Here is a 14,827-nt window from a genome sequence, read left to right as displayed (position 1 = left end):
TATGCCTCAACAATTACCAATTGCCCGTTTATTCTATCTATTGCTTTTTACAGGTCTGTCGTTGTCATGCAAAGACGATTCCGTGCCAGAAAGTAAATCGAATGAATTTGAAAGTTGGTCTTCTTACCTAGGCGATTCTGGCCGTAGCCACTACTCTACCCTTTCACAGATTACTAAAGAAAACCTTTCCGATTTAAAAGTAGCTTGGACCTACGAAGCCCAAGATTGGGGGCAAATGCAGATGAACCCTATTGTTATAGATAGCATGGTTTACGGTGTTACAGCAGCACTTCGAATAGTAGCGTTACATGCAGGTACGGGCAAAAAAATATGGCAATTTGGCGATTCGGTCAAAGTTTGGCACTCTACTAGTCGTGGCGTTTCTTACTGGGAAAAACTCAATGACAAAAGAATTTTATGTACCAGGGGATCTGACCTATACGCTTTGGATGCACTTACCGGTGAGCCCATTCCCTCCTTTGGAAATAACGGAAAAATTGATATGCGTAAGGGCTTGCCTCAAAGTGAGCAAGGTAAATTTTTGATTTCCAACACACCTGGAACCATCTTTAAAGATATCATCGTTATGCCCCTTCGGGTTTCTGAAGGCGCCGGGGCCGCCCTAGGTGATATTATGGCCTTTAATGTCGTTACCGGTGAATTGGAGTGGAGTTTTAAGACCATTCCTGAAGAAGGTCAAGAAGGTTCCGATACTTGGGAAGCTACTTCCGTTCGAGAAAGCGAAATTGTTGGGGCGGCCAATAATTGGGCCGGTATGGCAGTTGACGAAGAACTTGAAATTATTTATGTGCCAACGGGTTCGGCGGCACCTGACTTTTACGGGGGCGTTCGAAAAGGAAGTAACCTTTTTGCTAATTCGCTTGTAGCGCTTAATGCCAATACGGGAGAAAAAATATGGCATTTTCAGTTCACCCATCACGATATATGGGATCGTGACCCCCCTGCTCCTCCCAATCTTTTGACGGTCGAACGTAACGGAAAAAAAATTGATGCCGTGGCCCAAGTAACCAAACAAGGGCTTGTTTTTGTTTTTGATCGTAAAACGGGCGAGCCCCTCTTTGATATTCAAGAACGTGAGGTACCGCCCTCCAAATTAACTGGGGAGGCCGCATGGCCCACGCAACCGTTTCCAGCTAAACCAAAACCATTCGCAAGGCAATCTACAGAGCTTACCGAGAACGATATCAGCCCTTTTGCCGAGAATCGGGAAGAAATACTCAATACCTTTAAAAAAGCAGATAAAAGATTGTACTCACCACCAAGCCTAGAGCCTGTGTTGCTTTTGCCCGGTTACGACGGTGCTGCCGAATGGGGTGGTGCCGGTAGCGATCCGATAAACGGAATTCTCTATGTAAACTCTAACGAAATGCCATGGCTTTTGCAGATGGGAGAAGCAGAAAATGAAGCTTCAGGGTTGCCTAAAGGTCAGGCTATTTACCAACAAAATTGTGCTACCTGCCATCAACCGGATAGAAGTGGTTCTGCAGCTAGTGGCTTTCCGTCTTTAATCGATTTGCAATTAAGAAAGGAAAAAAACGAGGTTTCTAGTATTATTACCCAAGGAAAGGGAATGATGACCGGTTTTCCACAAATAAAGGGAGATGAAATGGATGCCCTTTTGCGATTCTTGTTCGATCAAGAAATTCAACATACGGTGGAAGAAAAAGTGACGACAAAAGATAGTCTTGCAGTGCCCTATAAACATTTAGGGTATACGAAATTCTTGGATAGTAAGGGGCTTCCGGCCATTTCACCGCCTTGGGGCACTTTACACGCCATAGACTTGAATAACGGTGATTATCTTTGGAGCGTGCCTTTTGGTAACACTTTGGAGTTAGGTGATAAAGGAATTGGAACCGGAACAGAAAGTTACGGAGGACCGATAATTACCGAAAACGGATTATTGTTTATTGCGGGTACCCGAGATGGTTTTTTTAGGGTGTTCGATAGACATAATGGTGAACTGCTTTGGGAATACGAGCTTCCCGCACCGTCATTTGCAACCCCTGCCATGTACAAATACAATGGAAAACAATACATCGTTTTGGCCTGCGGCGGTGAAAAATTAGGAACCAAAAAAGGAAATAAAATAATTGCCTTTGCATTAGAAAACAAAGATTGAATGAGTAAATTGAAAGTATTAGTAGTTGGTTGTGGCAACATGGGAACATCACACGCCAGGGCCTATCATCAACTTGAAGATTTTGAGATTGTAGGCCTGGTTAGCCGTAAACCTGAAAGCAGGGAAAAATTGTCCCTTGAATTAGGCGGCTATCCCACCTTTGGCGATTATAAAACCGCTTTGGAGACCGTTCGGCCCGATGCTGTTTCCATTAACACGTACCCAGACACCCATTCCGAATACATTCAAATGGCTTTGAATGCCGATTGCCATGTTTTTGTTGAAAAACCATTGGCACTCACGGTAGAGGATGCCCAGCAACTGGTTGATTTGGCCTTGGAGAAAGGCAAAAAAATGGTGGTTGGCTATATTTTACGGGTGCACCCCGCTTGGGAGAAATTCGTAGAAGTTGCACGCAATCTCGGAAAGCCCTTGGTTATGCGAATGAATCTTAACCAACAAAGTTCAGGAGCTCATTGGCATACCCACAAACAACTCATGAAATCGATGTCGCCCATTGTAGACTGTGGTGTGCATTATGTAGATATTATGTGTTTGATGACACAGTCGGTACCTGTCAGCGTTAGTGCCATTGGGGCGCGATTAACGGACGAAATTGATAAGGAGATGTACAATTATGGCCAATTGCAGGTCCGTTTTAAAGACGGTTCTGTGGGTTGGTACGAAGCCGGCTGGGGGCCAATGATGAGCGAAACTGCTTTTTTCGTAAAAGATGTGATCGGACCTAAGGGCTGTGTATCAATAGTAGATGAAGCGAAGGGAGAGTCTGATGATGTAGATAGCCATTCAAAAACGGGTGCCTTGAAATTGCATTATAGCGTTACCGATAGAGAGGGAAATTTCACGGAGCCGGATAAGCTTATAGACACCTCAGATGAGCCCGACCATGATGGGCTTTGCCTGTTGGAACAGGAGTACTTTCTAAAAGCTATTCTGGAAGATATCGACTTAGCTACTCATCTTAGGGATGCCGTTAATAGCCTTCGAATTGTGCTGGCGGCTGACGAATCTTTTAAAACCGGAAAGACCGTTACTCTTTAAATAGGGGGGTTTGGGCCAGGTGTATCAAGTCAGGGTCTTGCTCTTTCAGTATTCTTTTGGTGCGTAGGTACCTATTGCGATTCCATTCGTCAAAATTTTCGGCATTGGGATCCATACTGCTGATTCGAACCATGTTCGAAGCATGTATGAACTCATTGTTTCCTATCCACATGCCTACATGCACCACTCTCTCGGCTGTAGAATCGGTAGCTTTTCTTCCGAAAAACAGCAAGTCTCCTTTTTCAAGGTTATCAAATTCTTGAACGGAATCAATTGATTTACCGGTATGTACCTGTTGTGAAGCATCCCGCGGAATAACCATACCGTTCAGAAAGTATATGGTCTTGGTAAAACCGCTACAGTCCATCCCCTTTGTTGAAGTACCGCCCCATAAATAGGGCACTCCCATTAATTGCTTTGAAGTAGTCACCAAATCATCTATTGTTGGATTCATTCTGTCAATCCACTCGTTATAGTTTTCAGCATCATTTTTTGAAACAAAGGCTTTTCGACCATCAGGATATTTTACTTCGTAAAATGCATCGGAAGAAGAAACTGTTTCTATTACATCGCCTGCCACCAAATCTGAAACAATGGCATCAGTGTTCTCTTGCGTATACGAGTGCCCATAAGTTTTCGAATAAATGATTTTTTCTGCCGATTGCCACCTTTTGAACTCATCGTCGTTCATCAATTGAATTCCCCCGTCATCTACCCATGACAGATATTTATCGGGTGTCTGAATATAGTACCATCCCCCCTCTTTCTTTAAAACTTTGACCGGAGTACCCAAAGTGGCTTGTGTAGCCAATTCAGCGGAATGTTTTGCATTGCTGCGCAAATTAGCTACAGAAATATTAACGATGGCATGTGTTTTGCCCTCCAATTCATCTGAAGGTAAAAGCTTGATTTTATCAATATATTCCACATCAGAACTTTCCAGGCTTTTTCTAAGCTCGGCCAGTGCTATTTCGTTGTCGGTCTCCCCAGTTAAAATGTACTTTTTAGCATCGGAAAATACGCGAATATCGAACAAAACGGTTCTTTTGTCAGGGGCATATTGCTCTCGTATTTCATGAACTTTTGAGAGAAGTGCTTTTTCTTCAGAGTTTACTCCTTCACAAGAGACGAGTGTTATTAAAACCACCGTCAATATTGCTCTAAATAATTTTTTACTGCTCGTTTCAATTCGTATCATTGCGCTTCTTTCCGGTATCAAATAGTTAACTTTAACCTTAATGGACAAAGTCAAAGTTATAGAACTTTTTGCAGGCGTGGGCGGTTTCCGCTTGGGACTTGAGAAAAATGGCAAGTATGAGGTCGTTTGGAGCAACCAGTGGGAACCAAGTACCAAAACCCAGCACGCATCAATGGTATATGAAACCCGATTTGGTAGCGAAAACCATTCGAATCAAGATATTGCCGAAGTTCCTACCGATGAAATACCCGATGCCGACTTATTGGTGGGGGGCTTTCCATGTCAAGATTATTCGGTAGCTACTACGCTACAGAACTCCAAAGGACTTATCGGAAAAAAAGGAGTGCTTTGGTGGAGCATACATCGAATTTTAAAGGAAAAAAAGAAGCCTGTACCTTACCTTTTTCTTGAGAACGTAGATCGCTTGTTAAAGTCGCCCTCTTCTCAAAGGGGTAGAGATTTTGCCATTATGCTCAAGAGTTTGAACGATTTGGGCTATGCGGTGGAATGGCGGGTTATCAATGCCGCAGAATATGGTATGCCCCAAAGAAGGCGACGTGTTTTTTTTATCGCTTATCATCAATCAACCAAAGCATATCGAGCGTTATCCAAGGCTGATAAAGAAAGTTGGATGACCGAAGAGGGCATCATGGCCAAGGTCTTTCCTGTTAAAAATTCAAACAATAAAGTGTTTTCATTCCCGATCGAGAATGATTTAGTCTCGCTTTCCGATACCTTTAATAAAGGTGAAAAGTTATCTCCCTTTTTAAACACCGGAATTTTTATTGACGGAAAAGTTTCTACCCAAAAAACGGAACCTAATTATTCGGGCGAAGAAATAACCCTCGGAGATGTTCTTCAAAACGGTGAAGTTTCAGAAGAATTTTTTATACTAGAGAACGAGTATTCGAAATGGGAATATTTGAAGGGCGCCAAAAAAGAAATACGAACTTCTAAAAACGGTTTCACCTATAACTATAGCGAAGGAAAAATGATATTTCCCGATGCTTTGGATAATGCCTCTAGAACTATTATTACTGGTGAAGGTGGTAAGTCTCCCTCACGTTTTAAACATGTCGTAGCAACCCGCAAAGGCCTTCGAAGATTGACCCCTATTGAACTTGAACGGTTGAACATGTTTCCTGATAACCATACTTTGGTAGAAGGAATCTCAGACACAAAAAGGGCTTTTTTTATGGGTAATGCCCTAGTTGTTGGTATTGTAGAAAAAATAGCCGAAGAGCTATACGATAGAATAAATATGTAAATAAGTGGTTCTTAAAAGTACTTTTGAAGAAGATCTGAACAAAGAACAAAAGCTACAGTCTTTGCTTGACCACTATTATTCAAAATATTTAAGAAATTACAACTTTCTTCGCGTTAACGATTTGCAACAGCAACGGGAAGGTGTTGATTTGATTCTTGTAAACAAAACTACAAACGAGGAATTTATAGTTGATGAAAAAGCACAATTAGACTATGTAAACGACGACCTACCTACTTTTGCTTTCGAACTTAGTTATTATAAAAAAGGAAAATTAAAATCAGGCTGGTTATCTGATACGAACAAAAGAACCCATTTCTACTCACTTGTGACTGCTATCTACCAAGACGAACCCGATAAATTCACGTCTTGTAAAATAACTTTTGTCAACAGAAAAAAGCTACTTCAGTTATTGGAAGAAAGAAATTTGAGTCTCCAAGAATTTTTGAATAAGCAATTACCTCACGGCAAGTCAGTAATTGAACAATTTCATCACAGAAAAGAAGGATATCTATATTCCTCAATTTCCAACAAGGCGGAGAAACCTTTAAATCTCATTTTAAAACTCGATTTTTTAATAGAGCAAGGGGTGGCCAAACGTTTGGTTTGAGCTATTTAGACCGACCAATCGGTCGGTCTCAACGTTTTCCTATTAAATGTTTAGAGTATTCTAAACCTTACATCCTTAAAATCGCGTCTTTAGACCCCTTGAATTTGTATGTAATATGCAAAGGAAAAGATGATTACATACTAATTAGTTTGTTTGCCACTTTTACCCCTTCAATTTAGAAAAGCTAGCCGCAATACTTTGAAAGACTATTAAACTCCTGTTAATCAAACCCTATAATTTGTGATTCTGCCTATAAATGTTATTTTATAAGGTATGGTAAAAGTAGAAAAGTCAGAAAATCAAGAATTTTTAGAGAAGTCTATCAGTCATTTAGAGGCTACCGGTTTTGAAAATATCAAAGCTGATATGGAGGGTTATGAAACACCTAAATCTTACGTACGTAAGGCAAAAGGTGCTGAGACCAAGATTACACCTGACATAGTCGCAGTTAAAAACGGACGTAAATACTATTTCGAAATTAGCCTCAAATCGGAAAAACCGAGATTACTAAAAACAAAATGGTTGTTTTTAGATACCCTAAGTAGAATGAACCAAAACCGTTTTAGGATTATTACTACCAGAGGGCATTATAAGTTTACCGATAGCATGTTGCAAGACATCAACCTTAGTAATAAGGAACCTATCAAAATCTAAAGGATAATTCTCTAAAATTCAATTCTATACAAAAGGCTGCAAATGCGGCCTTTACTTGTTGAGCACCATTGAAATATGGGGTATTCCATCTTCTAAATAGCCTTCCCCGACTTGGTTAAACCCAAAAGAGTGATAAAATCTTTCAAGATATAGTTGGGCAGAAACCTTGATTTTCGTTTCATAGAAATGGTCTCGAATAGCATCTATAGAGGCGCCAACTATTTGTCTTCCGTAGCCATATTTTCGTTCCGACTTTTTGACAGCTACCCGTCCGAAAGACGCTTCGTCAAAATAATCACCCGCTCTAAATAAACGTGTGTAGGCTACAATTTCACCATTTTTTCTTCCGATCACATGTAGTGCCCTTTCATCTTTGCCATCTATATCTTGGTAGACACAATCCTGTTCGACCACAAAAATTTCACTTCGCAATCTTAATATTTCATGCAGTTCTTCTAAGCCTAGGTCTAAAAAAGGCTTGACCTCAATCAAAATCATCTAATCTTGAACTATTATATGTTTACTGTCACGCTTGCCATATTCTGGTTGAATATTCACATGGTTGATTCCGTATGTATGGTGCAGCTCTTCTTCTATTTGATCTAAAATCTTATCAAATTCTGAAAGCCGAATATCTTCATTGAAGTCAATATGGGCTTCAAAGTGTATTTCGTTCTCGTTTAACTGCCATATATGTACGTGATGAACATTCTTCACGGATGCTATCTTAGAAATTGTCGATACAATCTCTTGTACTTTCAAAGTGTTTGGGGTAAATAACATGAGAACCTTGGTAGATTCCTTTAGTAAATCATATCCCATATAAATAAGATAAATAGCTATGGCAAAGGTAAGAACCGCGTCTACCCAATAGATTTGGTAAAATTTCATCAATATACCCCCGACCAGTACCGCAACGGAAGCCATCATATCAGTTAATAGATGTAAATAAGCCGACTTCATATTCATATTGTTATCGGCATCTTTCTTCAATAGAAAAACGCTGAATCCGTTAGCTATAATTCCTAAAAGTGCCAGCCAGATAACAAGGTTGGATTCTATTTCTTGTGGTTGTAAAAAGCGCTCTGCGGCTTCTTTAATTAAAATAAGGGAAACTATCACAAGAGTTGCCGCATTTACAAAAGCAGCTATTATCTCAGCTCTTTTATAACCAAAAGTTTTACTGGTAGATGCCTTTTTCTTTGAAAGACGATTAGCAATAAAACTTACAACCAAAGAGAGAACATCACTAAAATTGTGAAGGGCATCTGAAAGAAGCGATAAACTACCGGAAATTATACCTCCGATGACTTGTGAAATGGTAATAACAATATTGAGTAGTATTGAAATCACTAGATTTCTGCCACTCAACTCAGAATGTGAATGAGAATGGTTATGATGTGAATGGCCCATAATAGTTATACGAATTGGTAATATAGTTCAAAGGGAGGGCACTCGATTAATAATAATCGATTGTATAAATATAACTGATAACTATCTTAAAAGATAAAGGCCTTTATGAACAAGGTATCTTTTCTATTCTGCGTTCGTGCCTACCACCTGCAAATTCGGTATTTAGAAAAGTTTTGACCATTTCAAGCGCCTGGGGCAATGAAATAAACCTAGCAGGAAGACTTAAAATATTAGCATCATTGTGTTCCCTTCCTAATTCCACGATTTCTTTGGTCCAACAAAGGGCACATCGCACCTTTTGATGTTTATTGGCCGTCATTGAAGCACCGTTGCCACTACCGCATACAATAATTCCAAAATCGGCGTTTCCTAATTCAACATCTTCTGCTACCGGATGAACAAAATCAGGATAGTCGACACTATCAGAACCATCGGTACCGTAATTTTGAACTTCTATATCCATTGATTTTAACAACCCTACAATGGCCAATTTATATTCCGTTCCTGCGTGATCGTTACCTATAGAAATTTTCATGTGTTGCGTAAATTATGAAGCTATACTTAAAACTGTTTGCCAAGTAGATAACACCGAGCTTCACAAAGGTATGAAATAGAAAGGCTACACCACAAAATAGTAACTGTTTACAACAATTGTTTTAAGAGGTCTATAGAAGGTTGTTTATTTGTATCATGCACAAGGTGGATTAATTGTTAATAACCTATCAAAAACAATTAGATCTTAAATTTTGTTTTTACCAGCTAAAAGTGCCTTACAAAACTTACCGATTACTCCGCAAATTATTTTGTTCGAATTTTACAGCGTTATTTCAAGACTAATCCTTTTGAAATTAACAGTAAGTTTACAATGAGTTTTCAAAAAATTCATGTTCATACTTGTTATAAACCATCTTTTATAAAGATTTTAAATGCCTGATTTTCTGAGATATTAAAAGTTAAAAAAATGTGAACAACTTTTATCATCGTTTCAAAGCAAGTTTTTTCAATAAATCTTTTCATCACTATTAACACCCTATCATAAGTACCATTTCTATTTAAAATTTAAAAAAGAAAAAAGTTAATATGAATATATGTGTTGATAACGTTTACTTAAAGATGATAAGCGCTTTGATCTAGGCCAATGAATTATAATTTGTAATTTTCACTTATATAAGAAAAGTACTTAATGTCGAAAAAGAAGAAGAAAGCAAGAAACCATAGAAAGAACGAGATTACAAAAGGAATCTTCACGGTACTTGAAAAAAATCCGAAAAAAACTTTTAACTATAAACAGATTGCGTCTCAGTTGGGGTTAGACAATACCCAAGATAGAAACCAATTGATCAAAAGACTGGGGCAATTAAAACAAAGTAAACGTATTATTGAAGAAGAAAGAGGGCGTTATAAAGTAGCGACCGTTACCAAAACGTACCATACCGGAGTTGTTGATTTAACGGGTCGGGGCAATGCTTACATCATCGTAGAAGGTTTTGATGACGATGTGTTCGTACCTTTCAATAAATTGAAAAGGGCCTTTCACGGCGATACCGTTGAGATTTATATTTACCCTAAAAGAAAAGGAAAAAAACTCGAAGGTGAGATAACCAAGGTAGTTGAGAGAAAAAAGACAGAGTTTGTCGGTATTATGGAAAGACAGAAGACTTTCAGTTTTGTCAGACCTACCGACTTTAGAATGTATACCGACTTTTTTATTCCCAAGGGTAAAGAGAATACCGCAGAAGATGGAGATAAAGTTGTTGTGAAGCTTGAAGACTGGCCCGATGATGCAGATTCGCCCATAGCCTCGGTAACCGAGGTTTTAGGAAAACCAGGTGAACATAATACAGAGATACACGCAATTTTGGCCGAATATGGCCTTCCTTATGAATTTCCTACGGAAGTACAGCGCTTTGCCGATACTCTTGATACCTCTATAAAAGAAGAGGAAATCGCTAAAAGAAGGGATATGCGTGATGTGCTGACTTTCACGATAGACCCTAAAGATGCCAAAGATTTTGATGATGCCCTTTCTTTTGAACTGTTAGAGAACGGTAATTACGAAATAGGCATTCATATTGCCGATGTTTCTCATTACTTGTTACAAGATACGGTTCTAGATGATGAAGCCTATGAAAGAGCTACCTCGGTGTATTTAGTAGATAGAGTGGTACCTATGTTGCCCGAAGTATTATCGAACAATGCTTGCTCTTTACGACCTAATGAAGAAAAATATACTTTCTCAGCAATTTTTGAGATAGACGCGAATGCTGGAATCAAAAATCAGTGGTTCGGTAGAACTGTTATTAATTCAAACGAACGTTTTGCTTATGAGGAAGCCCAGCATATTATCGAAACTGGAAAAGGAGATATTCCAAAAGACATTTCTATAAGGGATGATAAGGCTTATTCCGTTTCAGAGAACATCGTAAAGGCAACGTTAGAGATGGATCGTTTGGCCAAAATAATGAGAGATAGGCGTATGCAAAGAGGGGCTATATCTTTTGATAAGGTTGAGGTTCGATTTAATCTGAACGAAGCAAGCGAACCTGTGGGCGTTTATTTTAAAGAGTCGAAAGATGCGAATAAGCTTATTGAGGAGTTCATGTTATTGGCCAATAGAAAAGTGGCTGAGTATATTGGAAAACAAAAACCGATAAAAACATTTGTATACAGGGTTCATGATAATCCCGATGAAGATAAATTAATGGCCCTTAATGGTATTATCTCAAGGTTTGGCCATAAGATAAACTTTCAAAGTAAAAAATCGATTAGCGCTTCTCTAAACCAGCTTCTCGAAGATGTAAAGGGTCGTAAAGAGCAGAACTTAGTAGATACCCTTGCCATTAGAAGTATGAGCAAGGCTATTTACACTACCGATAATATCGGCCATTACGGTTTGGCCTTTGATTACTATACCCACTTTACATCACCGATACGTAGGTACCCTGATGTGATGGTACATCGTCTATTACAACATTATTTAGATGGAGGTGATTCTGCCAAAGCGGAGGTATATGAACAAAAATGCAAGCATTCTTCCGATATGGAGTATCTGGCTTCTAGTGCCGAACGAGATTCCATCAAATACATGCAGATTAAGTTCATGCAAGACCATCAAGATCAAGAATTTGTTGGGGTTATCAGCGGAGTTACCGAATGGGGTATTTATGTCGAGATTATAGAGAACAAATGCGAAGGTATGGTGAGAATAAGTGATATAAAGGGCGATTATTATATCTTTGATGAACGAGAATACGCAATTGTTGGTGAACGTACCAAAAAAACCTATCAATTAGGTGACGAAGTTGTTGTCATGGTCAAAGACACTGATTTGATTAAACGTCATCTTGATTTCTCATTGCTGGGAAAGTACGGTGAATAGGTTTCTTTTTGGAATAGATTTTGTTTATTTAATAACAAATCAACCTTAAAAACATCATGAAACAGTTCGTTTTACTTACCGTTGGTTTATTGTTAATTACTTGGGTCAATGCCCAAGATAGTAAGATAACCCAAGAGCTGACCAGATTTACGGAGGTCAAGGCTTTTGATGGCATCTCTGTAAAATTGATAAAATCAAATGAGAATAAGGCCGTTATAACCGGTGAGAATATTCAAAAGGTAGCAATCGTAAACAATGATGGCGTTCTTAAAATTAGAATGCAGATTAATAAGATTTTCAGTGGCTATCGTACTTTTGTAGATCTTTATTATACCGAAAAACTGGTAATCATTGATGTGAATGAAGACGCCAGAATAGCTGCGGACCACACCATACAGCAAGATGTTCTTGAACTGAAGGCTCAAGAAGGTGGCGAATTACAAATAAATGCACAGGTAGAACAGCTGTTGATTAAAACCGTCACCGGTGGTGTAATTGCGACAACCGGTTCTTCAGATTTGCAAGATGTGGCCATTAATACCGGTGGGGTTTACGAGGGCAAAGAGTTAAAAACGAAATTTTCGACCGTTAATGTGAACGCTGGATCAAGAGCAGAGATTTATGCATCTGATTATGTGAAGGCAACGGTGAAGGCCGGCGGTGAGGTCTTGGTTTATGGAGACCCCGCGAAAATGGATGAAAAAACAGTATTTGGAGGTACGGTAACCCGTATGTAATTTCTAGTTTCCTTTTTATCAACCAAAACCAGTTTATTAATTTGCATTCTATCATCAGGTCTTTAATAGTACCTGAAGAACGATGTAGTATATAATTAAATAAAGAACTAATGATCGAAGACGTACAGGCAGCCGTACCATTGGGCTTTTTGCTAAGCTTTATGATTGGCCCTGTTTTCTTTGTTCTTTTAGAGACAAGTGCTATAAGGGGCTTTAGAGCAGCACTCTGCTTCGATTTTGGGGTTATACTTGCAGATATCGTTTTTTTGGGCATAGCCTATTTCAGTAGTTTTCAATTATTGGAAAACTTAAGTAATCAACCAGGCCTTTACGTTTTTGGTGGCGCTATTCTTCTGGTTTATGGGATTACTACTTTTTTTAAAAGACCTAAAGAGAAGATTAAAGAGAAGATAAAGGCAAGTAAACGAAGCTATCTTGGTTTGTTCGTAAAGGGGTTCTTATTGAATTTCATAAATATCGGGGTACTTATTTTCTGGTTGGGTGTTTTAATAGTCGTTGGCCCTAGTCTTGATAATGAGCCCAATCGTTTGTTCGTATTTTTTGCCAGTATGCTGGGTGCTTACTTCTTAATGGATCTCTTTAAAATATTACTGGCCAAACAACTGAAAAGAAAGCTTACCATCGAGCGAATACATTGGGTAAAAAGAGGTCTCGGAGTTGTGTTGATGATATGCGGTATTGTTCTTATAGTAAAAGGATTTTTACCTAAGGATCAATTTAATATCGAAGAGGGTATTGAGCGAATTGAACTGGGCCACTTCAATTAAAGAGGGAAAGCTCGTAAAAAATAAAACCCTCAAAACATAAAAGCTTTAAGGGTTTTTTTGAGGCATCGAGCGGATTCGAACCGCTGTACAAGCTTTTGCAGAGCTGTGCCTAGCCACTCGGCCACGATGCCATTTGCAAGCGCAAAGGTAATTCGTTTCTTTTATAATGGAAAACTAATCCTTTCTTTTTTCCTTCAACACTACCGTAACTTTTTCTACATCACCACCTATCGGTGGATTTATTTTTGAAACCCATACTTGTGCTTTATCAACAATGGCAATTTCATTAAAAATTCGTGTAATGATGCGATGGCCTACGTGTTCAAGAAGTTTTGAAGGTATCTTCATTTCCTCTTTAACAATGTGGTTGATATGTACATAATCGACCGTGTCAGATAGGCGATCTGAAATGGCTGCTTTAGCAATATCGGCATCCACAGAAATATCTACCCGGTATTCACTGCCAATTGCAGTTTCTTCTTTTAAACACCCATGGTGCGCATACACACGAATGTTTTCAACTTTAACCTTTCCCAAGACCTTCAAATTTTATGCAAAATTACATCAAACTAATCAAAGGCTCGTAGTAGGATTTTTGTTTCAACGTTTTTAGAATTTAATAAGTACAACGGCAGTTACTTAAACCTTGGAAGAGATCTACACCGATGGTCACCACATGGGTACCCGTACTATAGGTAATAATTTCATTTAGAATTATTTGGTACGAATAGCCAAAGTAAAAATTGTTTTTCTTAAGCCCTGCGAAAGGAGCGATATACAAAGGATTTCCGATTTGATCATTCAAAAAACGGTAGTTGACACCTGCGTAATAATAATCTTCGAAATCGTACCATCTGAATTTCAGGTTTAAATCTGTTTCTGAACGACCATCACTTTCGAATACTTTGAACAAAACGGAAGGTTCAATTTCTAGATTGGTGTTTTTGTTCTTTCTGTATCGATAACCGGTATAAACGTAGTAGTTTCTTAATTCATTAGGCTCATCAACATCAAAAGTAAAATTATTCGGATCCTTGCCTAATAAGTTAGAAGCGTTGGCGCTTAGGTAAAACTTACCGTAGCGATACATGGCGCCTACATCAAAGTTATGGTTGCTTGTTTGTCGGTTATTGATAACTCCGGGATCAAAATCGGCATCGATGAATTTATCGACATCTATTCTGAATTGATTGAAGTTGTACGATAGACCAAATGATAGAAATTCGTCATCATAGCGGTCAATTGTCAAGTGATGGGCAAACGATACCCTGGCACCTTGTTGTTTAGTGTAACCATTTTTATCATTGTAAAGAAAGACTCCGATACCTGATTTCTCGCCAAGGCGCATATCTGCCGCCAACGATTGCGTTTGGGGCGCATCTTTGATACCGACCCACTGGGTAAGGCCGTTGAGCCTGATTTTAACATGATCACCGATACCAGCATATACCGGCGAGAGAACAAAAGGGTTATCTGCCAAATATTGGGAGAGCTGTGGTGAGTTAAGCTCTTGGGCTCTAACGGCTATGACGCTCGTGAAGAGCAACATGGTCCATATTATTTTGCGCATGGTCTAGTT

Annotated in this window: 14 protein-coding genes and 1 tRNA gene; 8 read left to right on the top strand and 7 right to left on the bottom strand. The window is 38.9% G+C overall.

Annotation, left to right across the window (positions count from 1 at the left end; genetic code table 11):
- The first annotated feature begins 1 nt into the window (after nt 1).
- Both IL356_RS03985 and IL356_RS03980 read left to right on the top strand, forming a co-directional pair.
- Complete coding sequence (locus tag IL356_RS03985) at nt 2-2,143, top strand: outer membrane protein assembly factor BamB family protein (protein ID WP_121847099.1); 2,142 nt, start codon at nt 2-4, stop codon at nt 2,141-2,143.
- Nucleotides 2,144-3,205 (top strand): Gfo/Idh/MocA family protein, encoded by a 1,062-nt coding sequence (locus tag IL356_RS03980; protein WP_121847100.1) that lies wholly within the window; start codon nt 2,144-2,146, stop codon nt 3,203-3,205. It begins immediately after the preceding gene.
- Here IL356_RS03980 and IL356_RS03975 read toward each other — a convergent pair.
- Nucleotides 3,195-4,403, bottom strand: a complete 1,209-nt coding sequence (locus IL356_RS03975; RefSeq protein WP_121847101.1) for a C40 family peptidase — start codon at nt 4,401-4,403, stop codon at nt 3,195-3,197. The genes IL356_RS03980 and IL356_RS03975 overlap by 11 nt on opposite strands.
- Nucleotides 4,404-4,443: 40 nt before the next feature.
- Between IL356_RS03975 and dcm the strand changes: the two genes are divergently transcribed.
- From dcm to IL356_RS03960, 3 genes are all read left to right on the top strand, one after another.
- Nucleotides 4,444-5,670: a DNA (cytosine-5-)-methyltransferase gene (dcm, locus tag IL356_RS03970; RefSeq protein WP_121847102.1), complete on the top strand. Its 1,227-nt coding sequence runs from the start codon at nt 4,444-4,446 to the stop codon at nt 5,668-5,670.
- A gap of 4 nt (nt 5,671-5,674) precedes the next feature.
- Nucleotides 5,675-6,277 (top strand): hypothetical protein, encoded by a 603-nt coding sequence (locus IL356_RS03965; RefSeq protein ID WP_121847103.1) that lies wholly within the window; start codon nt 5,675-5,677, stop codon nt 6,275-6,277.
- 273 nt (nt 6,278-6,550) lie between these two features.
- A complete protein-coding gene (locus tag IL356_RS03960; RefSeq protein ID WP_121847104.1) occupies nt 6,551-6,931 on the top strand; it encodes a hypothetical protein in 381 nt (126 codons plus the stop codon).
- 51 nt (nt 6,932-6,982) lie between these two features.
- Here the strand turns inward: IL356_RS03960 and IL356_RS03955 are convergent, their stop codons facing one another.
- From IL356_RS03955 to IL356_RS03945, 3 genes are all read right to left on the bottom strand, one after another.
- Nucleotides 6,983-7,429 (bottom strand): GNAT family N-acetyltransferase, encoded by a 447-nt coding sequence (locus tag IL356_RS03955; protein ID WP_121847105.1) that lies wholly within the window; start codon nt 7,427-7,429, stop codon nt 6,983-6,985.
- Nucleotides 7,430-8,344: a cation diffusion facilitator family transporter gene (locus IL356_RS03950; protein WP_121847106.1), complete on the bottom strand. Its 915-nt coding sequence runs from the start codon at nt 8,342-8,344 to the stop codon at nt 7,430-7,432. It abuts the gene before it with no gap.
- 103 nt (nt 8,345-8,447) lie between these two features.
- Entirely contained in the window at nt 8,448-8,879 is a 432-nt protein-coding gene (locus tag IL356_RS03945) for an RpiB/LacA/LacB family sugar-phosphate isomerase (protein ID WP_121847107.1), read from the bottom strand.
- A 648-nt stretch (nt 8,880-9,527) separates the two neighbouring features.
- On the opposite strand from IL356_RS03945, the gene rnr reads away from it, so the two are divergent.
- The 3 genes from rnr to IL356_RS03930 all read left to right on the top strand — a co-directional run bounded on the left by rnr (nt 9,528) and on the right by IL356_RS03930 (nt 13,248).
- The gene (gene rnr, locus IL356_RS03940) at nt 9,528-11,723 is read left to right on the top strand and encodes a ribonuclease R (protein WP_121847108.1); all 2,196 of its coding nucleotides are present in this window, start codon (nt 9,528-9,530) and stop codon (nt 11,721-11,723) included.
- 56 nt (nt 11,724-11,779) lie between these two features.
- Nucleotides 11,780-12,460, top strand: a complete 681-nt coding sequence (locus tag IL356_RS03935) for a head GIN domain-containing protein (RefSeq protein ID WP_121847109.1) — start codon at nt 11,780-11,782, stop codon at nt 12,458-12,460.
- 110 nt (nt 12,461-12,570) lie between these two features.
- A complete protein-coding gene (locus tag IL356_RS03930) occupies nt 12,571-13,248 on the top strand; it encodes a LysE family translocator (RefSeq protein ID WP_121847110.1) in 678 nt (225 codons plus the stop codon).
- A 60-nt stretch (nt 13,249-13,308) separates the two neighbouring features.
- On the opposite strand, the gene IL356_RS03925 is transcribed toward IL356_RS03930, so the two are convergent.
- From IL356_RS03925 to IL356_RS03915, 3 genes are all read right to left on the bottom strand, one after another.
- Nucleotides 13,309-13,379: transfer RNA gene (locus IL356_RS03925), tRNA-Cys, on the bottom strand.
- 43 nt (nt 13,380-13,422) lie between these two features.
- Nucleotides 13,423-13,785: a dihydroneopterin aldolase gene (gene folB / locus IL356_RS03920; RefSeq protein WP_121850543.1), complete on the bottom strand. Its 363-nt coding sequence runs from the start codon at nt 13,783-13,785 to the stop codon at nt 13,423-13,425.
- Nucleotides 13,786-13,864: 79 nt separating this feature from the next.
- The gene (locus IL356_RS03915; RefSeq protein ID WP_121847111.1) at nt 13,865-14,818 is read right to left on the bottom strand and encodes a PorP/SprF family type IX secretion system membrane protein; all 954 of its coding nucleotides are present in this window, start codon (nt 14,816-14,818) and stop codon (nt 13,865-13,867) included.
- Nucleotides 14,819-14,827: the final 9 nt, after the last annotated feature.

The sequence above is a fragment of the Euzebyella marina genome, from assembly GCF_014855515.1.
GTDB classification, from domain to species: domain Bacteria; phylum Bacteroidota; class Bacteroidia; order Flavobacteriales; family Flavobacteriaceae; genus Euzebyella; species Euzebyella marina.
The sequence above is the reverse complement of the archived record's forward strand: the minus strand, read 5'-3'. Positions and strand labels throughout refer to the sequence as shown.

What these genes read in the sequence shown, in the direction of transcription:
- IL356_RS03975 (WP_121847101.1), bottom strand. Translation starts at nt 4,403, where the DNA reads ATGATACGAATTGAAACGAGCAGTAAAAAATTATTTAGAGCAATATTG.
- IL356_RS03960 (WP_121847104.1), top strand. Translation starts at nt 6,551, where the DNA reads ATGGTAAAAGTAGAAAAGTCAGAAAATCAAGAATTTTTAGAGAAGTCT.
- rnr (WP_121847108.1), top strand. Translation starts at nt 9,528, where the DNA reads ATGTCGAAAAAGAAGAAGAAAGCAAGAAACCATAGAAAGAACGAGATT.
- IL356_RS03945 (WP_121847107.1), bottom strand. Translation starts at nt 8,879, where the DNA reads ATGAAAATTTCTATAGGTAACGATCACGCAGGAACGGAATATAAATTG.
- IL356_RS03935 (WP_121847109.1), top strand. Translation starts at nt 11,780, where the DNA reads ATGAAACAGTTCGTTTTACTTACCGTTGGTTTATTGTTAATTACTTGG.
- IL356_RS03950 (WP_121847106.1), bottom strand. Translation starts at nt 8,344, where the DNA reads ATGGGCCATTCACATCATAACCATTCTCATTCACATTCTGAGTTGAGT.
- IL356_RS03930 (WP_121847110.1), top strand. Translation starts at nt 12,571, where the DNA reads ATGATCGAAGACGTACAGGCAGCCGTACCATTGGGCTTTTTGCTAAGC.
- IL356_RS03955 (WP_121847105.1), bottom strand. Translation starts at nt 7,429, where the DNA reads ATGATTTTGATTGAGGTCAAGCCTTTTTTAGACCTAGGCTTAGAAGAA.
- IL356_RS03980 (WP_121847100.1), top strand. Translation starts at nt 2,144, where the DNA reads ATGAGTAAATTGAAAGTATTAGTAGTTGGTTGTGGCAACATGGGAACA.
- IL356_RS03985 (WP_121847099.1), top strand. Translation starts at nt 2, where the DNA reads ATGCCTCAACAATTACCAATTGCCCGTTTATTCTATCTATTGCTTTTT.
- IL356_RS03915 (WP_121847111.1), bottom strand. Translation starts at nt 14,818, where the DNA reads ATGCGCAAAATAATATGGACCATGTTGCTCTTCACGAGCGTCATAGCC.
- dcm (WP_121847102.1), top strand. Translation starts at nt 4,444, where the DNA reads ATGGACAAAGTCAAAGTTATAGAACTTTTTGCAGGCGTGGGCGGTTTC.